We start from the raw sequence: 19,657 nt of genomic DNA, 5'->3' as shown, positions 1-19,657 counted from the left end.
TTGCGGGGGCGATTGGCCGGAGGCTGCACCCGACCATCCTTCGTCCCTGAAGAGGGGGAAATGGGAGGCAGCTGAGAAGCCTTACGCGCTCAGTTCTGCGGTTCGGCGCGCGCCCAGGCGTCGAGCGCTTGGTTGAACACCTCGGTGCCCGAAGTGCCCTTTTCCAGCGTGATCAGCGCCTGGCGGCCATTGGCGTAGACCACCGGGATGTCGATCCAGCTGCGGTCGCGCAAGAGCTCCACATTGGTGCTCCGGGCTTCCTCGAGATCGTTGAGCGCCACCATGTAGAAATCTTGGGTGATCTTGGCCGGCACCGCGATCAGCGGGGTGCCCTGGTCGGCCTCGGTCTGTTTCAGCGCGATGCGCTGCAGCTGGTCGATCGAGCCGCCGTCGAACTCCGCCGGCAGGGCAAAGACGATCTCGACCAGGTGGCTGGCGGGCAGCGACGGATCGGTGTTGCGCTTGATCGTCAAGAGCGCGGAAAGCCCCTTTTCCGGATTGTTGATCTCGCCGCGGATCACCTGCTCGTCAGGCCCGTCGCCCGACGGCTCGCTGACCAGGGTCCAGACCACGGTGCCCGGCTTGACCTCGAGCTGCTGCTGGCCGAGACGCTCCTCGTAAAGGATCATCTTCTGCTGAACGCCGAGCGGCTGGGCATCGGGCGCGGTGGCGTCTTCCGGTGCCACGGCCGCATCGGCGGTGGCGGCCTCGGCAACGCCTTCATCTGCAGGCGCCGGATCGGTCAGCTCGGCCACCGAGCGGCCCTCGACGGCATCGCTGCCGGCCGGGCCGGGCGCGGGACCGGCATCGGTTTCGCTACCGTCCGGGTTGAGCCGCTGGGTGAACTTGCCGTCCTCCGCGGGAACCGCCTCTTCGGTCAGCGCGGTTTCGACCGGCGCCGTCTCCTGCGCCGGTGCGGGAGTCTCGGCCGCGGTTTCCTCGGCAGCAGGCTCGGCATCCTCGCTGGCAACCGGCGTCTCCGCCGTGGTCGAGCCGAACAGCGCCAGAACCGTGTCCTTGTAGAGGAAGCCGCCGGCGGCAACCGCGGCTGCGAAGATCACGATGAGAAGGATCGCCAGCAGGCTGCCCCCCCTGCCGGACTTGCCGCTCGCGCGTCCGGCCGAGGCAGGCGCGTCGCGCCGCGGGGAATCATCGAGTCCGAACACCTCGTCATGCGCCTCGTCGACCAGGTCCGCCGGGCGGCGGGCAGGTTCCGGCGCGGGCACATAGGCTGGCTCGGGCGTATAGGCTGGCTCGCGCGGGTAGACCGGCTCCGGTTCCGGCTGCGGGCCGGGCTCAAGCTCCGGATAGGGCTCGTTCAGCGGATCATAGGCCGGCGCATCCTCATAGGACCGCGAAGGCTCCGCCCGGTCGGGATAGATCTCGTCTTCGGGCTCGTGCACCGGTGGCGCGACGGGCTCCGGTTCCGGTGCCGGCTCCGGCGCGACCGGCGGTGGCGGTGGCGCGACCGGCTGCGGCGCCGGCTTCGGTTCGGGCTTGGGCGCAGGTGCTGGCTTGGGTTCGGGCTCGGTGACGACGGGGCTTTTCTCCACCATCGATTCAAGCTCGGCCATCAGCGCGTCGGCTTCGTTCTCGTCGGCCGGCAGCGCCTCGGCGTGCTCGCTTTCGACCTCGTCGATGGCCGCACCGAGCTTGTCGAGCTGGCGGGCGATCACCTCGTCCGATGGCGGCGGGTTGATCGCTTCCAGCTGGCGGCGGATGGCGGCCCGCGCCTTGTCATAGACCTTGGCCCGGTTCTCCGGCGTATTGCTGGGCAGGCTATCGACCGCCTTCCGGATGACTGCTACAAAATCCGCCATGCTCTACCCTGGTTTGATCTCACAAAGCGCTCCAAATCACGCGAGTGCGCTAACCTAGTCTTCAAACGGGTCCGTCACAAGTATGGTGTCGTCCCGCTCGGGACTTGTGGACAGAAGCGCCACCGGCGCGCCGATCAGCTCCTCGATGCGGCGGACATACTTGATCGCCTGCGCCGGCAGGTCGGCCCAGCTGCGCGCACCCACAGTGGTGCCCTTCCAGCCCTCGATGGTCTCGTAGACCGGGGTGACGCGGGCCTGCGCGCCCTGGCTGGCGGGCAGGTGATCGATCTGGGTGCCGTCAAGCTCGTAGCCGACGCAGATTTTCAGCTCTTCGAGGCCATCAAGCACGTCGAGCTTGGTCAGCGCGATGCCGGTGATGCCGTTGACGGCGACTGACTGCCTGACCAGGGCGGCGTCGAACCAGCCACAGCGGCGCTTGCGGCCGGTCACCGTGCCGAATTCATGGCCGCGCTCGCCCAGGAACTGCCCGGTCTCGTCGTGAAGCTCGGTCGGGAACGGCCCCTCGCCCACCCGCGTGGTGTAGGCCTTGGTGATGCCCAGCACATAGCTCAGCGACCCCGGGCCCATGCCCGAGCCCGCCGCCGCCTGGCCGGAAATCGTGTTCGAGGAGGTGACGAACGGATAGGTGCCGTGGTCGACATCGAGCAGCGTGCCCTGCGCGCCCTCGAACAGGATGCGGGCCCCGGCGCGGCGCTTCTTGTCGAGCAGCAGCCACACGGTCTCGCGGAACGGCAGGATGCGGCTTGCCACCGAGGTCAGCTCCTCGAGGATGGTCTCGACCGAGAATTCCGGCTGGCCCAGCCCGCGGCGCAGCGCGTTGTGATGGGTGAGCAGACGGTCGACCTTGGCCGGCAGCGTCTCGAGATTGGCGAGGTCCATCACCCGGATGGCGCGGCGGCCGACCTTGTCCTCGTAGGCCGGCCCGATGCCGCGCCGCGTGGTGCCGATCTTGGTGCCGGAATTGGATGCGGCATCCTCGCGCAGCGCGTCGAGCTCGCGGTGCAGCGACAGGATCAGCGTGGCATTGTCGGCAATCCGCAAGTTCTCGCCGTCGATGACGACGCCCTGTTCGGCCAGCCGGTCGATCTCGCTCACCAGCGCATGCGGATCGATCACCACGCCATTGCCGATGACGGCGAGCTTGCCCGGCCGCACCACGCCCGAGGGCAGCAGCGAGAGCTTGTAGACCTTGCCGTCGATGACCAGCGTGTGGCCGGCATTGTGGCCGCCCTGGAAACGCACCACCACGTCGGCGCGCTCCGACAGCCAGTCGACGATCTTGCCCTTACCCTCGTCACCCCATTGCGACCCGACGACAACCACGTTGGCCATGACAACCCCTTGGAAAATGGCCTCTCGCACGAGGCCCGGAAAACAAAACCCGCGCATGCATACAGAACTGGGCTGGCAAAATCGACCCTTGGACACACAGTTCAGGCTTTTTTGCGTGACAATTTCCCCGCATCCCGGCAATCAGGGGCGGCGGCATTCCACAGCCCGTCCGTTTTGCCGCGCAATCGGCTGCGAGCCGGCCGGTTCCGGCCCTAAAACCGCTCGTGGCAGCCCCTGCCCGGCAAACCCGAAAGAGCCATCTTGATCCTGCGCGCCTACCTGTTCCTGATCATCACAGCCTTGTCCTGGGGCGGCAACGCGGTGGCGGGCAAAATGGCCGTCGGCCACATCTCGCCGATGCTGCTGACCTCGGTGCGCTGGGGTCTGGCGCTGACGATCCTGCTCGCCTTCACCCTGCCGCAAGTGCGCCGCGACCTGGCTGTAATCCGCGCCAACCTGCCCCTGCTTGTCGGCTACGGCGCGGTCGGCTTCACTTCGTTCAACATCCTGCTCTACTCGGCGCTCGAATACACCACGGCGATCAACGTCGCCATCGAGCAGGCGGGCATGCCGATGGTGATCTTTCTGGCCAATTTCATCCTGTTCCGGATCCGCGTGACGCCGGCCCAGATCGTCGGCTTCATGCTCACGCTCGCGGGCGTGGCCATCACCGCCTCGAGCGGCAGCCTGACGCGGCTGATCGGGCTCGAGCTCAACCGCGGCGACGCGCTGATGTTGCTCGCCGTGCTGTGCTATGGCGGCTACACCGTGGCGCTGCGCTACAAGCCGCAGCTGCACTGGCAGTCGATGATCACGGTGATGGCGGCCTCGGCCTTCCTCACCTCGCTGCCCTTCGCAGCCTCCGAGGTCATGCGCGAGACGGTAACCTGGCCCGACACCACCGGCTGGCTGGTCGCGGCCTTTACCGCGGTGTTCCCCTCGCTCGTCGCCCAGGTGCTGTTCATCAGGGGCAACGAGATCATCGGCTCCAACCGCGCCGGCATCTTCATCAACCTGGTCCCGATCTTCGGCACCCTGCTCTCGGTGATGATCCTCGGCGAGATGCTGCATCTGTATCACGTGGTGGCGCTGGGCCTGGTGCTTGGGGGGATATGGTTGTCGGAGCGGGGGAAGAGGTAGGGGGGCTTCAGTCCGGGAGTAAACATCAACAATCAGCAGGAACGGACGACCTAGGCCAAAATCGAAGCGAGCAAATAGCTTCAACTTGAGTTCGCTACCTAGTTGAATAACATCAGAAAATCAATACATATTGGTGTACGTCAAAACAAGTGGAAGGCCCTAGATTGCCGAAACGTTTCATTTTCAGACAAGTGTACCATGAAGATTTGGCCACCTTCCTTGCGGATGGCGAAATACGCGCCAAGCGTTATCAACCCATCCAACGGTGCCATCAAACGTCATATCAAGAAATTGTGGATCGAAGGGGAACGAATGAGTTCCAGATGCCCAACGGCGGCGTAGTGAACGACTTTGTTCCTTTTTACTTTAGCCCGATAACCTCATTCACATACACTATTTTCAGAAAAAACGTTCCCTTGGTCTCGCCGGACGGAGAACACCTTAGACAAGCTTGCGAAGATGAACGAATCTTTCTCGTGAGCTCACCGGAGATGTTTCGCGGGTCTGATTTATTTACATGTTTCAGCGATTTCGCATTGAATTCGAAGGCGCCCCTCCCAACTGTGGAAACAGATTTGGACAAGCTTGAGGCCCATGTTCACTGGGACGTATTCGATGAGAATCCGCAAATTGCAGCGATACCAGAGATCGGCTACGCTGGTGTCTGCCAGTGGTTTCAAAACATGGCAAGCCCAGCCAATCGGATGACTCGAAGCTCGAAGCGTATGGCGGAGTTCCTTGTTCACCAAACTGTACCGCTAGACAAGGTCCTTTGCATCATTGCCAAAACTGACGCGATGAAGGATACCGTGAGTGCGATGATGGCGGCTTCGGCTTGGAACATACCAATATATAAAAAGCGTGGATGCTACTACGGATGACGATAATTACCAAAAAAGGCGACATGTTTGCGGAGCCCGTAGAGGCCTTGGTCAACACTGTAAACTGTGTTGGCATCATGGGAAAAGGCGTCGCTTTAGAGTTCAAGAACCGCTGGCCCGCCAATTTCCGAGCCTACAAAAAACTGTGCGATGCCAAGAACCTGAAACCCGGGCAAATGTTTGTCTACGACACCAAAGAATTATTCACGTCAAACGGACCGCGATTCCTGATCAACTTCCCGACCAAAGCACACTGGAGGTCGAAGTCAAAGATCGAATACATTGAAGACGGTCTCGATGCGCTCTCCAGCGTTATTCGCGAGAATAGGATAAGATCTATCGCTATCCCGCCTCTTGGATGCGGCAACGGCGGTCTTGATTGGGCTGATGTCCGGCCTTTGATCGAGGCGAAGCTTTCAACCCTTGAAAACATTGACATCATCTTATTTGCTCCAAAGCACACTGCTGACGAACCGGAACATGTTCACTCTGGTCTTCCAATGACATATCCCCGCGCGGTGCTCCTTAAGGCGCTCAATGATCTCGAAAGTTTTTTTGACGGCTCCTTCGACAGAATTTCTCTGCAAAAACTTGTCTACTTCCTTCAAGCGTTAGGTGTCGATTTCAATCTCAAATTCGCTCGCAACCTGCATGGCCCCTATTCGGAAACCTTGAAACTGGCTTATGTTGCGTTGGAGCATCATGGAATGATTAGTGGATTCCTCACCGGCGACCGGCAAGCGCATGTCACGAATAGTGGATGTGCTGTTGCGGAGGATTTTTTGAGCAGATCTGATTCAAACGCCGCTGAGATCGTGGATCGTTTGAGCAAACTTATTCAAGGCTACGAGAGCCCCTATGGCCTTGAGTTATTGTCTTCGGTGCATTGGCTTGCCCGCCATGAAGGTCATTTCCCAGTCGAAAAGATCATTGAGGAGATGATGAGCTGGAATGAGACTAAACGTAATACGTATAGCGCGGAAGCTATCCGAGGGGCTTACGACCGTCTCAAAGAAGATAGCTTACTCCATTAAAAGGATAAGGAGATTAGACTCTCTCTATGCGAAATGAATCACGATAGTTCTTAGTGTGACGTCTATCGATGATGATCAAGTGCGTCCTCAATAAATTGTCGAACATACCGCTCTATACGCTTTGAAAGTACACTCAACGTTGATTGGCTAGGCAATTCTTGACCATCTAAGCAGCGTCAACCACGACCGCAGTGAGCACCAAGACTACGACAGGCTTGCAATCTGCACATAACGGATACGCGTGTATACTCCCCCCAAAAACCAAAACCGCCCCCCGAAACCCTCAGGCTGCGGGAGGCGCGCATTCAGGCACCAGTGCCCAGCACCCCTCAGTCCACGTTGAACACCAGCGGCTTCGCCTGCTTGATGGCGTGGTGGGCGGTGAGCTTGTCGAGCACGTCCTGGCTGACCAGCTCGTCGACATAGAGCAGCGCGATGGCGTTGCCGCTTTCCTTTTCGCGGCCGAGCTGGAAGTTGGCGATGTTGACGCCGGCGTCGCCGAGCGTGGTGCCCATGAAGCCGACATGCCGGGCACGTCGGTGTTGGCGATGTAGATCATGTGCTGGCCGACTTCGGCTTCCCTTTTCGCGGTCCGGGGGCTTCGCCGCCGCCCCTCACTCCATCTGCGCCTTCAGCTCGGCGCCGAGATGCGTGGCGATGTGGTCGTAGGCGCGGCGGACGCGGGTGCTGGTCCTGAGTTCGCTGTGGCAGGTCAGCCAGACCGGGAGCGTGAAGCTGGGGGTATCGGGCAGCACCCGCACCAGATCGGGCCTCGAGCGGCCCTGGAGGAGCTGCGCGACGCCGATGCCGCAGCCGGCGGTGAGCAGCTGCCAGGCGGTGAAGCGGTCGTCGCAGCGGTAACGCAGGCTTTCCCGGTCGGTATCAAGGCCGAGCGTTTGCAGCCCCTTCAGCACCTGGCCGTCGGCGTCGCCGCCGATCAGGTCGTGGGCCGCGAGATCGGCGACCGATGCGGGCGTTCCGCGCCGGTCGAGATAGGCGCGCGTGGCATAGAGCCCGAAGCTCAGCTCGCCGAGCTTGCGGGCGATCAGATTGGACTGGGTGGGCCGGAACATGCGAACCGCGATATCGGCTTCGCGCAGCAGCAAATTGGCCTCGGCGTCGCTCGGGACCAGTTCGAAATCGATCTCCGGCTCTTCCCTGGCGAGCCGCTCCATCACTTTTGGCAGCAGGAACCCCGACACGCCTTTTGAGGCGGTGATGCGCACGGTGCCGACGATCGCCTGGTCGCGCCCCGCCGCCACCGAGGCGAAGCGGTGCGCCGCCTTCGTCAGATCGGCCGCATGCGCAAAGAGCGCAACCCCGGTCTCGGTCAGCGACAGCCCGTCGCCGCGCCGCACGAACAGGGTGACGCCGAGCTCGGCCTCGAGCGTCGAGATATGGCGGCTCAGGGTGGCGGGACTGCCGCCGAGCGCCTTGACGGTTGCGGCCAGCGAGCCGTGCTCGGCCACCTGTGCAAAGGACTGGATCAGCTGCAGTTTCGGCAGGCGCTCGTGTCTGTTCATTTCAAAAATGGAAGCCTCTGTTCCGACATCCGCGATATCGTTCTGATTTTGATACTGCTAGCAAGGATCAGATGCAATTGATTTGATCGGAGCATGCCATGACGACTTCCAGGTCCCTGTTCATTGTCGGCGGTCTCGTCGTCGCCGAAGCTGCACTTCTGTTCGTGCCGCTCGCCATTCTCGGCGCGGCGATCAGCTGGCCCGACAGCCTCGATTTCGCCCCGTCCGAGGCGCTGCCGCTGATCTTTGATCAGATCGGCCAGGTGCGGCTCGGCTACGGCATCTACCTCGTCTATTCGCTCGCCTGGGCCCTGATCGGCCCGGCGATCGCCTGGATGGCGCTTGGCAGGAACAGGCAGATGGGACCGCTGTTTGTCACCGCGGTCGCCCTGATCTGCGTCTCGGCGCTGGCGCGCGCGATCGGCATCATCCGCTGGCTCACCGCCTCGACGCTGCTGGCCGAAAGCTATGGCGCGGCAACGCCCGAGCTGCGCCAGACGATCGATTTGCTGCAGTCCGCGGTCAATGCCTGGGGCGGCGCCATCGGCGAGATCCTCGGCGTCTCGCTGTTCACCGTCGGCTGGCTGATCGCCGTCTCGCTGATCATCCTGCGCAATGACGGGCTGCCGAAAATTCTCGGCTGGGCCGGCCTGATCGTCGCGCCGGTGCTGGCCTCGCCGGTGGTCGAGCTGTTCGGCATGGAGGCCAGCATTGCCCTCTCGACGACATCGATCCATCTCTGGCTTTTCGCCACCGGTTTCACCATGATCGGCATGGCTCTGTTCGGAAAGGGACACTGACATGGGATATCATGCGGTTCTTGGCGGCGACGGCGCCATCGGCGGCGCCACGCTTCAGGCGATCAAGGCAAGGGGGCTCGACGGCAAGGCGCTGACACGCGCCGACGCCAACGCGATGGAGGCCGATGAGCTGGTCAGGGTTCTCGACGGCGCGGACGTGGTCTACAACTGCGTCGGGCTGCCCTACAATTCCGACCTCTGGACCACGGGCTTTCCGGCGATCTCCAATGCCCTGGTCACGGCCTGCGAGAAGGTCGGCGCCAGGATTGTCTATTTCGACAATGTCTATCTCTACGGCCCGGCGCCGCTGCCGGTGCCCTTTGATGAAGAGACATCGCGCATCCCGCCGTCGCGAAAGGGCAAGGCGCGGAAGACCGCCGTCGAGATCGTCATGGCCGCCCATCGCGCCGGCCGGGTCAAGGCGACGGTCGGCCGTGCTGCGGATTTCTACGGCCCCGGCGCGCTCAACTCGCCCTTCTACATCAGCTTCCTCGAGAACATGCTCAAGGGCAGGCCGCCGCAAGTCGCCATGCCGGAAGGCCCGGTTCACACCTATGCCTATGCCGGCGACATGGGACGCGGACTGGTCGAACTGGCGCTTGACGAGGGCGCCTGTGGCGAGGAATTCCACCTGCCCGTCGGCCCGGCCGTGAAGGTGTCGGAGATGGCGGCGCTGTTCAACAGGGAGCTCGGCACCGCGCTCAAGGTGACCCATATCCCCGACATCGTCCTGCGCGGCCTGTCCCTGTTCAAGCCGCTGATCCGGGAGGTTCATGAAATGAGCTACCAGTTCAAGACCGACTACATCATGTCGGACGGCAAGTTCCGGCAGCGCTATCCCGAATTTGCTTCGACGTCTTACGAAGACGGCGTTGCCGCGATGGTCGCGCATTTCCGGGCATGAGCCTGGCGCCCGTAGTGCCACCCGAAGCATGGCCGGACACAAAACCGCCCCCCGGAACGCATTGTCCCGGGAGGCGGCCTGTCCGGTCCCAGAGTGCCGGCCGTCTCAGTCGACGTTGAACACCAGCGGCTTGGCCTGCTTGATCGCGTGGTGGGCGGTGAGCTTGTCGAGCACGTCCTGGCTGACCAGTTCGTCGACATAAAGCAGCGCGATGGCGTTGCCGCTTTCCTTCTCGCGGCCGAGCTGGAAGTTGGCGATGTTGACGCCGGCGTCGCCCAGCGTCGAGCCCATGAAGCCGATCATGCCGGGCACGTCGGTGTTGGCGATGTAGATCATGTGCTGGCCGACTTCCGCGTCCATGTTGATGCCCTTGATCTGGATGAAGCGCGGCTTGCCGTCCGAGAACACGGTGCCCGCAACCGAACGGGTCTGCCGTTCGGTGGTCACGGTGAGCTTGATGTAGCCGTCATAGACGCCGGTCTTGTCGCGCTTGACCTCGGAGAGCACGATGCCCTTCTCCTTGATCATGATAGGGGCCGAAACCATGTTGACGTCGGCCACCTGGTTGCGGATCAGGCCGGCGAGCAGCGCGGACGTCAGCGCCTTGGTGTTCATGCCCGCGGTGACGCCGTCATAGAGGATCTCGATTTCCTTGATCGGGCTTTCGGTGACCTGGCCGGCAAACGAGCCGAGCACATCGGCGAGCCGGATGAAGGGTTTGAGGATCGGGGCTTCTTCCGCCGTGATCGACGGCATGTTGATGGCGTTGGAGACCGCGCCGCGGACGAGATAATCCGACATCTGCTCGGCCACCTGCAGCGCCACGTTTTCCTGCGCTTCCGTGGTCGAGGCGCCCAGGTGCGGGGTGCAGACAACGTTCTCGAGACCGAACAGCGGGCTCTCTGTGGCGGGTTCGGTCTCGAACACGTCGAAGCCGGCTCCGGCCACGTGGCCGGATTTGATGGCGTCTGCCAGGGCCGCCTCGTCGACCAGGCCGCCGCGGGCGCAGTTGATGATGCGCACGCCGGGCTTGGTCTTGGCCAGCGCCTCGGCACCCAGGATCCCGCGGGTCTTGTCGGTCATCGGAACATGCAGCGTGATGAAATCGGCGCGTGCCAGCAGCTCGTCGAGCTCGACCTTGGTCACGCCCATCTCCTCGGCCCGCTCCTTCGACAGGAACGGATCATAGGCCAGCACATGCATGCCGAGCCCGATCGCCTTCTTGCAGACGATGCCGCCGATATTGCCCGCACCGATGACGCCGAGCGTCTTGCCGGTGATTTCGACGCCCATGAATTTCGACTTCTCCCACTTGCCGGCCTGGGTCGAGGCGTCGGCGGCGGGCAGCTGGCGGGCGACGGCGAACATCAGCGCAATCGCGTGCTCGGCGGTGGTGATCGAATTGCCGAAGGGCGTGTTCATGACGATGATGCCGCGGCGCGAGGCAGCCGGGATATCGACATTGTCGACGCCGATGCCGGCGCGGCCGATCACCTTGAGATTGTCGGCGGCAGCGATCAGCTTTTCGGTCGCCTTGGTCGCCGAGCGGATCGCCAGGCCGTCATACTGGCCGATGATTTCGAGCAGCTTTTCCTTGTCCTTGCCGAGCTTCGGCATGAAGTCGACTTCGACGCCGCGATCGCGGAAGATCTGGACGGCTGTTTCCGACAGGGCATCGGATACGAGTACGCGAGGTGCCATGATGGCCTCCATTGAGAGTAACTGAAGAAGGGAGTTGGGCAGCCGGACCGCACCGGGGACAGCCGGTGCGGTCACGAGGGCGTTGGATCAGGCGGCCTGCCTGAGCGCGGCCTTTTCCTGGGCGAAGGCCCAGGAAAGCCACGGCATCAGCGCCTCGAGATCGGAAGTCTCGACGGTGGCACCGCACCAGATCCGAAGACCGGCGGGGGCATCGCGATAGGCGCCGATATCGAGCGCCACACCTTCCTTGTCGAGACGCGAGACCAGCGCCTTGGCGAACGCCGCCTGCGCGTCGGCGGGCAGTGCGGTAATCTCTGGGTCGGCAATCACCAGGCATACCGAGGTGTTGGAGCGGGTTTCGTCGACCTTGGCGAGGTTGTCGATCCAGTCGTTGTCAGCCACGAAGCGGTGCAGCACATCGGCGTTCGCATCGGCGCGCGCCATCAGGCCCTTGAGGCCGCCAACGCTCTGAGCCCAGGTAAGCGCGTCGATATAATCCTCGACGCAGAGCATCGACGGCGTGTTGATGGTTTCGCCGACAAAGATGCCCTCGATCAGCTTGCCGCCCTTGGTCATGCGGAAGATCTTCGGCAGCGGCCAGGCAGGAACGTAGCTTTCCAGCCGCTCGACGGCGCGGGGGCTGAGGATCAGCACGCCATGGCCGCCCTCGCCGCCCAGCACCTTCTGCCAGGAGAAGGTGACGACATCGAGCTTGGCGAAATCGAGATCCTGCGCAAACGCCGCGGAAGTTGCGTCGCAGATGGTCAGGCCCTGGCGGTCGGCGGGGATGAAATCGGCATTCGGGACGCGTACGCCCGAGGTGGTGCCGTTCCAGGTGAAGACCACGTCGCGGTCGAAATCGATCGTCGAAAGATCCGGCAGCTCGCCATAGGGCGCGGTGATCTTGCGCACGTCATCGAGCTTGAGCTGCTTGACCACGTCGGTGATCCAGCCGTCGCCAAAACTTTCCCAGGCCACCATGTCGGTACCGCGGGCGCCAAGCATCGACCACATCGCCATCTCGACGGCGCCGGTGTCCGAGGCCGGAACGATACCGATGCGGTAGTCATCGGGCACGCCGAGGACCTCGCGGGTCAGGTCGATCGCCTGTTTGAGTTTGGATTTGCCGATCTTGGCCCGGTGCGAGCGGCCCAGAGCCGCGTCAAGGAGCGCTTCGGGCGTCCAACCGGGACGCTTCGCGCAGGGACCAGAAGAAAAACGGGGATTGGCCGGACGCAGGTCCGGCGTGGGTAGGTTCGTCATAATGGCTATCCTTCCAGATAGTGGCCCCTCGTTGGGGAGGGGTGGCCCACTGACCGGGTTAGTCCCGGGCCGATCCGAAGTCAAGCGGCATTATGCGGCGCACCATACGAAAAAGGGCGGAGATGATCCGCCCTTCTGGATGTCTGTGGAGCCACTGCGCCTACCAGAGCGAGTAGCGCAAACCGACCCGGACCTCGTGCTTGGCAAAGCCCTTGTCGACAACCTGGTAGCCTGCGGCACCGGCTGCGATATTGGTTGAATCGAAAGCCGCCTGGTTGCCGGAACCGATCTTTGAGTACTTGTAGCCCATGTCGAGCTTGATGTTGCGCGAGACATCATAGGAGACGCCGGCCATTAGCGCGTAGGTGAAGCGCCAGCTGTCGGCACCGATGCGGGTTCTGTCGGTGGCGGGGGTAGCGCCACACACATTACCGACAGCCGAGACACAGCTCACGTCATTGTTGTACAGCTCCCAGGCGACCCGGGTCACACCGGCGCCGGCACCTACATAGGGAGTGAAGCCGACAAAGGTGCCCAGATCCACATAGCCGTTCGCCATGAAGCCGTACTGATCAAAACCCTGTGTATCGGCGCTGGCGCATTGCCCGGTCGCCAAGCCGGCGCAGGCGGCTGTCGAACTCGTCGCGCCGGAAAACGTGCCCTTGGTGAAATCGAAGGTCAGGTCGCCACGAAGATAATCCGTGAAATTGTAGCCGACACCCAGGGACCCGGACCAGTCGCTGTCGAGACTTGAGGAATCGTACGCTGTGCTTGTGTAGGTGGACGGAGGACCGGCGCTGAACACCGAATAGCTTGTCGCCGGGCCACGGGTCTGGACCGAGTAGCCGAGATCGCCACGGAGATACCAACCCGACCCAATCTCGACCGGCTTGGTCACCGGCAGTTCCTTGGCATAGATGATCTCATCGAGATCCGCCGCATGGGCAGGTGCTGCAAGCCCCATCAACGTAGCAAGTGCGGTTCCAACAGCAAGTCGCATGAACATAGCCAAAATCCCTTCAATTGATCCGGCCCCGCTCGAATGCGTCCCGAATACGTGTGAAGGTCACTATGGCCACGACTGGTTAAGTCTCGGTTAAGCATGTTTATTAAGCATGTCTGTTAACCGGTTTCCCGGGCCGTGCCGGCATTTCTGCAGGCAACGAAAAACCGCCCGGCTGGAAGGCCGGGCGGCTTGAAGCTGATGGACGAAGGCCTGGTTGCCTTAAGGCTTACTTGTAGACCGCCGGCATGATCGGTGCAGGCTCGATGTAGACTTCCTGCTCGGCGCAGCCGCCGAAGCCGTAACGAAGACCGCCGCGCACCTCGTGCGAGGAGATGCTCTTGTGGTAGCCCTGGTAGCCCTGGCTGGTCAGGCTCTTGAACATCGCGCCGCTTGCCATGTTGCGGTAACGGTAGCCGACATCGCCCTTCAGGTTGCAGGTGATGTCAACCGAGGCACCCGCCATGAGAGCATAGGTGAAGCGCCATCCCTTTGCGCCGCCGTGATTGAAGGACGGATCGCAATTGCTGGAGTTGCCGGTCTGGCAGGAGGTGTTGTTGAGGTCGTCCCACTTCACGTGGGTACCACCGACACCGGCACCAGCGTAGAAGGTGAAGCGGCCCTTCTTGTAGAGGTCGACATAGGCGTTTGCCAAAAGACCGAAGCCGGAAATGCCGGACAGGTCGGTCGAAGTACAGGCCGTCGCCACACCACAGCTGCCGGTGGTCGAGCCCCGGAACTTGGCCTTGGAGAAGTAATCCAGCGTCACGTCCGTGCGCAGCCGCTGATTGATCTGGTAACCGACACCACCGCCAATGCTGTAGGATGTGCGAAGCGCAGCGGTGGTGAACGGCGCATAGGTGCCCAGGCCGCCCTGGAGGAAGTCGACGCCCCGGAGCTTGTTCCACGAGTAGCCGACGTCGCCGCGCAGGTACCATCCGCCAGACGACTCGACCGGATGTGAAACCGGCGATTCATAGATCGGCGCGTCGATGATCGGGGGAGGCAGCACGTCAGCCGCACCAGCTGCGCCTACACCGGCTAGCACCATGGCCGCGCCGGCCAGGAAAATCTTTCTCATGATTGGCTCCATCGTCGAGACATGCGCTGTCGCCGGTTCTGGTGACAACACTCTTGTTGGTTCGTGATGGAGAATGAAGCAGAAAGGTTAAAGCGCGCTTAACCACATCTATTTACCAAGAATCGCCAAAATACAGAAAAAAACGTCTCCACGACAGTTCCCGCAAGAACTGTCGCCGGCCTGCCGGACGAATACTGCCTGAGCAAAGGTCAGGCGGCGTTGCGCACTCCGGAAATCACATTGATCAGCTGGTCGACAACGGTTTCGATCATCTCGCGGTCGTCGCCTTCGGCCATGACCCGGATCAGCGGTTCAGTGCCGGAAGGCCGGATCACCAGGCGGGCGGAGCTTCCAAGTGTCGCTTCGGCTTCGGCAATGGCCGACTTCACCACTGCGTCGTTGAGCGGATTGCCGCCCGAATGCCGGACATTCTTGAGCACCTGCGGCACCGGTTCGAACCTGCGGCAGACTTCCGAAACCGGCCGCCCCATCCGCTGCACGCAGGCCATCACCTGCAGAGCAGCAACCAGGCCGTCTCCGGTGGTGGCGAAATCCGACAGCACGATATGCCCCGACTGCTCGCCACCGACGTTGAAATCATGCTTGCGCATATGCTCGACCACGTAGCGGTCGCCGACCTTGGTGCGCGCCAGCGACATGCCGTTGCCTTCAAGGAAGCGCTCGAGGCCAAGATTGGACATCACCGTGGCGACGATGCCGTTGCCGCGCAGCAGACCGTCAGCCGCCCAGGATTCGGCAATCAGCGCCATCAGCTGGTCGCCGTCCACCACCGCGCCGGTCTCGTCGACGATCAGCACGCGGTCCGCGTCTCCATCCAGCGCAATACCGATATCAGCGCGCACTTCGTGCACCTTGCGCGACAGCGCAACCGGGTGGGTCGAGCCGCAATTGAGATTGATGTTGGTGCCGTTCGGCTCCTCGCCGATGGCGATCACGTCCGCACCCAGTTCCCACAGGGCTGCCGGTGCCACCTTGTAGCCGGCGCCATTGGCGCAATCGATGACGACGCGCATGCCCGCAAGCGTGATGTCCTTGGGCAGGGTGCGCTTGGCGAATTCGATGTAGCGGTCATGCACGCCGTCGACGCGCTTGGCGCGTCCGATGGCATCGGGACGCGCGAGCTGCAGATGGATGTCCTCATCCATCAGCTCCTCGATCCGGTGCTCCAGATCATCCGACAGCTTGAAGCCATCGGGACCGAACAGCTTGATGCCGTTGTCCTGATAGGGATTGTGCGAGGCCGAGATCATCACGCCGATATCGGCGCGCAGCGAGCGGGTCAGCATGGCCACGGCGGGTGTTGGAATTGGCCCGAGCAGGAACACATCGAGGCCGGCCGCGGTAAAGCCGGCCACCAGCGCGTTTTCGATCATGTAGCCCGACAGCCGGGTGTCCTTGCCGATCACCACGCGGTGCCGGTGATCGCCGCGCCGGAACAGGTTTCCGACCGCAATGCCCACCCGCATTGCCAGATCCGGCGTCATGGGCGCCTTGTTTGCCTGGCCACGAATACCATCCGTGCCGAAATATCGCCTGCTCATGGAAAGCCCCCGGTAGTGTCCCGACTGTTTGTTTTTGTATCCCGCTTGATCCAACACATCGGCACAAGAATACAATCAGATTTTGTTACAGATCGTTGCAATACACACAAAACAGCCGCCAAACGGCGGCTGTCAACAGATCTCGGGGGTTATGGTTTACGCCACGAGCGCCTTTACTGCGGCTGCGGCTCGAGCCCGGCATCGGGCTCATCGCCCTTTTTGCCGGCCCCGCCCTTCTTTGCACCGGCGGTCGGCACGGCCGTTCCACGGGTCGGCGGCGTATCGTCGCCGATGTCGCGGGAGGGCTTCTCGCCGCGGATCAACGCCTGGATTTCATCGCCGGTAAGCGTTTCGTATTCGAGCAGCCCTTCGGCGATGGCGATGAAACCCTTCTTCTTCTTGGTCAGGATTTCCCGGGCTTCATTGTAGGCCTGATCGATCAGACGGCGGATTTCGCTGTCGATCTTCTGCGCCGTGGATTCCGAGACATTCTTCTGCTGGGCAACGGAATGGCCGAGGAACACTTCCTGCTGGTTTTCGCCATAGGCGACCTGGCCGAGTTCATCGGAGAAGCCCCACTCTGTCACCATTGCGCGGGCAAGCTTGGTTGCCTGGACAATATCGGACGAAGCGCCGGAGGTGATGTTTTCCTTGCCGAAGGTCAGTTCCTCGGCAACACGGCCGCCCATCATGATGGCGAGGCGCGAAACCATCCACTTGTAGCTCATCGAGTAGCGATCGGCCTCGGGAAGCTGCATCACCATGCCCAGCGCACGGCCGCGCGGGATGATCGTTGCCTTGTGCACCGGATCGGCCGCGGCAACGTTGAGCGCCACGATGGCATGCCCGGCTTCGTGATAGGCCGTCAGTTTCTTTTCTTCCTGGGTCATGGCTGTCGAGCGGCGCTCGGCACCCATCATCACCTTGTCCTTGGCATCCTCGAACTCGGCCATGGTAACGAGGCGCTTGTTGCGGCGAGCAGCAAGCAGCGCGCCCTCGTTGACCAGGTTCATCAGATCCGCGCCGGAGAACCCGGGCGTGCCGCGGGCCAGGACCTTGAGATCGACATTCGGCGCCATCGGCACATTGCGAACGTGAACCTTGAGGATCTTCTCGCGGCCGTTAACGTCAGGCAGCGGCACAACGACCTGGCGGTCGAAGCGGCCCGGACGCATCAGCGCCGGGTCGAGCACGTCCGGACGGTTGGTGGCCGCAATCAGGATGATGCCTTCATTGGCTTCGAAGCCGTCCATCTCGACGAGCAACTGGTTGAGCGTCTGCTCGCGCTCGTCATTGCCGCCGCCGAGGCCTGCGCCACGATGGCGGCCGACGGCGTCGATTTCGTCGATGAAGATGATGCACGGCGCATTCTTCTTGGCCTGCTCGAACATGTCGCGGACACGGCTGGCGCCAACGCCCACGAACATTTCGACAAAGTCGGAACCGGAAATGGTGAAGAAGGGAACATTGGCTTCGCCGGCGACGGCGCGCGCTGTCAGCGTCTTGCCGGTGCCGGGAGGGCCCACGAGCAGAACGCCGCGCGGGATCTTGCCGCCGAGCCGCTGGAATTTCTGCGGATCACGCAGGAACTCGACGATTTCCTCGAGGTCCTGCTTGGCTTCATCGACGCCGGCCACGTCGGCAAAGGTCACCCGGCCATGTGCCTCGGTCAGAAGCTTCGCCTTCGACTTGCCAAATCCCATGGCGCCGCGGGAGCCGCCCTGCATCTGCCGCATGAAGAAGATCCAGACACCGAGGATGAGCAGGATCGGCAGCCAGGAAATCAGGTACCCGACGAGTGTGTTGGAGCTGTCCACCTCAGGCCGCGCAGTGATCGACACGTTGCGTTCGTTCAGGCGGTCGATGAGACCGGAATCTCCGGGCGAGTAGGTCTGAAACCCAGTCGCGGAATCGGTGTAATTGCCCGAGATCCGCTCGCCGACGATCGTCACGTCACGGACCCGCCCCGCATCAACATCCTTGAGGAACTGCGAATAGGCGATGTCACGCCCTGCAGTGCGCTCGCTCGGACTCTGGAACATGTTGAACAATGCGATCAACAGGAGCGCGATGATTGCCCAAAGGGCAAAATTGCGGAAGTTGGGATTCATGCTCTTCCTCGGGATCAAGGTCTGCAGCCACCGGCGCGAGACCGAATTAAGAATGGTCAATCTACAACATAGGAGCCTGAGGGTGTCTTGCCAAGGCTGGCAGCGGCGTTTGTCATTCCGCTTTCGTCGTCTCGCCGACAGCTTGCTTCATCGCGGCAGGCCACGGACACGCCGGAAATGGCCTCAACCCGGCCAATCGCGCCACCGCCTGTGCCACCGGCAGCTGGTAGACCGGCAGGATGCGCGATGCACGGCCGGCCAGCGCCTGACAGATATAGCCACCAACGACGCCCTCTTCGGCTGTCAGGATACGCTGTGAAGCGCCATTATCGCGGCCAAAACAAGGCATGATCCCGTGTTCTCCGCCACCGGCCACCTTGAGCGCCGTGCTCCGCGAGAGATTGCGGATCTCAAAGCGCCTGTCCCAGATGCCGGTCTCTCCCGGCTCCAGCACCAGCTTGCCGATGTCGCGGTTTTCACGCCGCAACACAAGGTGGCCATTCAACCGCCGGATCAGCACCCGCCCGAGATTGGTCGCGGCCCCCTCCCCGCCCTTGGCTCCTGAAGCGATGAAGCTTGCAAGCGTCGCTTTGCCGCGCCTGTCGAGCGGTCGCGCCGCCCCGCCGAGCCAGTCAATCAGGGCTTCGAGGGCCGCCATGGCGGGATCGGACGGATCATGCGCCTCGCATCGCATCCGGACCAGGCCTGCCGCATCGACATGACACCGCTCGTCGATCAGACCGGCTGCCTGCCGTGCAAGATGCGACCGGCGGGCCGCGATGTCCGCGCCGTCCGATCCTTGTCGCAGCGCTGGATGGTCCGCAAGCCGGGCCCGAACCCGGACCCTTTCAAACCGCGGATCCTGATTGGAGGGATCCTCGATCCAGTCAGCCGCGCCGGCTTCGCGCAGGAACTGGCGTACCTGCTCCCGGTGACAGTCAAGCAGTGGCCGCAGGACCCACATGCGTCCGTCAAACAGCGTGGCCGGCGGGATGCCCGCAAGGCCCGGCGCTTCTTCCGAGGTGCTTCGGGCCTGCCGCATCACCAGCGTCTCGTTCTGGTCGTCGCGCGTGTGCGCTGTCACCATCGCCGAAAGACCAAGCCTTTCGCACGCCTCCGCAAGCAGACCGTACCGGGCGGCACGGGCCGCCGCCTGCAGCCCCGTCACCGGCTGGCCGCTTTGCCACCTGAGCGTTTCATGCCGGATACCGAGCCGCCGGCAGCGGGCCTTGACCCGCCGCGCCTCCTCTGCCGATCCGGCCCGCAATCCGTGATCCACGGTCAGTGCGACGAGTTTTTCAGGGCGCATGACCGCCGCGAGCCCGGTCAGCAGACCCAGCGAATCCGATCCGCCGGACACGGCGACGCCAAGCGGCCGGTGGTCGGTCAGGTTTGCATGAAAATGTCTCAGAAGCTCAAGATATGCGGGCGGCTGTGCCGCGGTGTCTCCCGAAAGATCTGACTTTGCGGGATCCGACAAG

15 protein-coding genes and 1 pseudogene are annotated in these 19,657 nt (G+C 62.6%); 5 read left to right on the top strand and 11 right to left on the bottom strand.

Annotated elements, in window-relative coordinates; all coding sequences use genetic code 11:
• Window positions 1–89 precede the first annotated feature (89 nt).
• Both GTW23_RS01835 and GTW23_RS01830 read right to left on the bottom strand, forming a co-directional pair.
• A complete protein-coding gene (locus GTW23_RS01835) occupies window positions 90–1,820 on the bottom strand; it encodes a hypothetical protein (protein ID WP_252914396.1) in 1,731 nt (576 codons plus the stop codon).
• Between the two features lie 54 nt (window positions 1,821–1,874).
• Window positions 1,875–3,173: an adenylosuccinate synthase gene (locus GTW23_RS01830; protein WP_152007579.1), complete on the bottom strand. Its 1,299-nt coding sequence runs from the start codon at window positions 3,171–3,173 to the stop codon at window positions 1,875–1,877.
• A gap of 261 nt (window positions 3,174–3,434) precedes the next feature.
• Here GTW23_RS01830 and GTW23_RS01825 point away from each other — a divergent pair, with 261 nt between their 5' ends.
• The 3 genes from GTW23_RS01825 to darG all read left to right on the top strand — a co-directional run bounded on the left by GTW23_RS01825 (window position 3,435) and on the right by darG (window position 6,228).
• Window positions 3,435–4,313, top strand: coding sequence for a DMT family transporter (locus GTW23_RS01825; protein WP_252914395.1), 879 nt, complete (start codon window positions 3,435–3,437; stop codon window positions 4,311–4,313).
• A 164-nt stretch (window positions 4,314–4,477) separates the two neighbouring features.
• Window positions 4,478–5,194, top strand: coding sequence for a DUF4433 domain-containing protein (locus GTW23_RS01820; RefSeq protein WP_252914394.1), 717 nt, complete (start codon window positions 4,478–4,480; stop codon window positions 5,192–5,194).
• Complete coding sequence (gene darG, locus GTW23_RS01815; protein ID WP_252914393.1) at window positions 5,191–6,228, top strand: type II toxin-antitoxin system antitoxin DNA ADP-ribosyl glycohydrolase DarG; 1,038 nt, start codon at window positions 5,191–5,193, stop codon at window positions 6,226–6,228. The genes GTW23_RS01820 and darG overlap by 4 nt, the downstream gene beginning before the upstream one ends.
• A 329-nt stretch (window positions 6,229–6,557) precedes the next feature.
• Here darG and GTW23_RS01810 read toward each other — a convergent pair.
• Both GTW23_RS01810 and GTW23_RS01805 read right to left on the bottom strand, forming a co-directional pair.
• Window positions 6,558–6,808, bottom strand: a pseudogene (locus GTW23_RS01810) (phosphoglycerate dehydrogenase); the annotation flags it as partial.
• 34 nt (window positions 6,809–6,842) lie between these two features.
• A complete protein-coding gene (locus GTW23_RS01805) occupies window positions 6,843–7,751 on the bottom strand; it encodes a LysR family transcriptional regulator (protein WP_252914392.1) in 909 nt (302 codons plus the stop codon).
• A gap of 98 nt (window positions 7,752–7,849) precedes the next feature.
• Here GTW23_RS01805 and GTW23_RS01800 point away from each other — a divergent pair, with 98 nt between their 5' ends.
• Both GTW23_RS01800 and GTW23_RS01795 read left to right on the top strand, forming a co-directional pair.
• Complete coding sequence (locus GTW23_RS01800; protein WP_252914391.1) at window positions 7,850–8,551, top strand: DUF4386 family protein; 702 nt, start codon at window positions 7,850–7,852, stop codon at window positions 8,549–8,551.
• A 1-nt stretch (window position 8,552) separates the two neighbouring features.
• Window positions 8,553–9,455, top strand: coding sequence for an NAD-dependent epimerase/dehydratase family protein (locus GTW23_RS01795; protein ID WP_252914390.1), 903 nt, complete (start codon window positions 8,553–8,555; stop codon window positions 9,453–9,455).
• A gap of 105 nt (window positions 9,456–9,560) precedes the next feature.
• Here the strand turns inward: GTW23_RS01795 and serA are convergent, their stop codons facing one another.
• From serA to tilS, 7 genes are all read right to left on the bottom strand, one after another.
• A complete protein-coding gene (gene serA, locus GTW23_RS01790; protein WP_252914389.1) occupies window positions 9,561–11,156 on the bottom strand; it encodes a phosphoglycerate dehydrogenase in 1,596 nt (531 codons plus the stop codon).
• A gap of 87 nt (window positions 11,157–11,243) precedes the next feature.
• Complete coding sequence (locus tag GTW23_RS01785; RefSeq protein ID WP_252914388.1) at window positions 11,244–12,419, bottom strand: phosphoserine transaminase; 1,176 nt, start codon at window positions 12,417–12,419, stop codon at window positions 11,244–11,246.
• A 160-nt stretch (window positions 12,420–12,579) separates the two neighbouring features.
• Complete coding sequence (locus GTW23_RS01780; protein ID WP_252914387.1) at window positions 12,580–13,419, bottom strand: outer membrane protein; 840 nt, start codon at window positions 13,417–13,419, stop codon at window positions 12,580–12,582.
• Between the two features lie 232 nt (window positions 13,420–13,651).
• Window positions 13,652–14,503, bottom strand: coding sequence for an outer membrane protein (locus GTW23_RS01775; RefSeq protein ID WP_252914386.1), 852 nt, complete (start codon window positions 14,501–14,503; stop codon window positions 13,652–13,654).
• Window positions 14,504–14,712: 209 nt separating this feature from the next.
• Complete coding sequence (glmM, locus tag GTW23_RS01770; protein WP_152007569.1) at window positions 14,713–16,065, bottom strand: phosphoglucosamine mutase; 1,353 nt, start codon at window positions 16,063–16,065, stop codon at window positions 14,713–14,715.
• Window positions 16,066–16,238: 173 nt separating this feature from the next.
• The gene (gene ftsH / locus GTW23_RS01765) at window positions 16,239–18,176 is read right to left on the bottom strand and encodes an ATP-dependent zinc metalloprotease FtsH (RefSeq protein WP_152007568.1); all 1,938 of its coding nucleotides are present in this window, start codon (window positions 18,174–18,176) and stop codon (window positions 16,239–16,241) included.
• A 112-nt stretch (window positions 18,177–18,288) separates the two neighbouring features.
• Window positions 18,289–19,656, bottom strand: coding sequence for a tRNA lysidine(34) synthetase TilS (gene tilS, locus GTW23_RS01760; protein WP_252914385.1), 1,368 nt, complete (start codon window positions 19,654–19,656; stop codon window positions 18,289–18,291).
• Window position 19,657 lies beyond the last annotated feature (1 nt).

The organism is Parahoeflea alexandrii (genome assembly GCF_024105735.1).
GTDB classification, from domain to species: Bacteria; Pseudomonadota; Alphaproteobacteria; order Rhizobiales; family Rhizobiaceae; genus Hoeflea; species Hoeflea alexandrii.
The sequence above is the reverse complement of the archived record's forward strand: the minus strand, read 5'-3'. Positions and strand labels throughout refer to the sequence as shown.

What these genes read in the sequence shown, in the direction of transcription:
- GTW23_RS01795 (WP_252914390.1), top strand. Translation starts at nt 8,553, where the DNA reads ATGGGATATCATGCGGTTCTTGGCGGCGACGGCGCCATCGGCGGCGCC.
- GTW23_RS01830 (WP_152007579.1), bottom strand. Translation starts at nt 3,173, where the DNA reads ATGGCCAACGTGGTTGTCGTCGGGTCGCAATGGGGTGACGAGGGTAAG.
- GTW23_RS01805 (WP_252914392.1), bottom strand. Translation starts at nt 7,751, where the DNA reads ATGAACAGACACGAGCGCCTGCCGAAACTGCAGCTGATCCAGTCCTTT.
- glmM (WP_152007569.1), bottom strand. Translation starts at nt 16,065, where the DNA reads ATGAGCAGGCGATATTTCGGCACGGATGGTATTCGTGGCCAGGCAAAC.
- ftsH (WP_152007568.1), bottom strand. Translation starts at nt 18,176, where the DNA reads ATGAATCCCAACTTCCGCAATTTTGCCCTTTGGGCAATCATCGCGCTC.
- GTW23_RS01835 (WP_252914396.1), bottom strand. Translation starts at nt 1,820, where the DNA reads ATGGCGGATTTTGTAGCAGTCATCCGGAAGGCGGTCGATAGCCTGCCC.
- GTW23_RS01775 (WP_252914386.1), bottom strand. Translation starts at nt 14,503, where the DNA reads ATGAGAAAGATTTTCCTGGCCGGCGCGGCCATGGTGCTAGCCGGTGTA.
- GTW23_RS01800 (WP_252914391.1), top strand. Translation starts at nt 7,850, where the DNA reads ATGACGACTTCCAGGTCCCTGTTCATTGTCGGCGGTCTCGTCGTCGCC.
- serA (WP_252914389.1), bottom strand. Translation starts at nt 11,156, where the DNA reads ATGGCACCTCGCGTACTCGTATCCGATGCCCTGTCGGAAACAGCCGTC.
- darG (WP_252914393.1), top strand. Translation starts at nt 5,191, where the DNA reads ATGACGATAATTACCAAAAAAGGCGACATGTTTGCGGAGCCCGTAGAG.
- GTW23_RS01785 (WP_252914388.1), bottom strand. Translation starts at nt 12,419, where the DNA reads ATGACGAACCTACCCACGCCGGACCTGCGTCCGGCCAATCCCCGTTTT.
- GTW23_RS01780 (WP_252914387.1), bottom strand. Translation starts at nt 13,419, where the DNA reads ATGCGACTTGCTGTTGGAACCGCACTTGCTACGTTGATGGGGCTTGCA.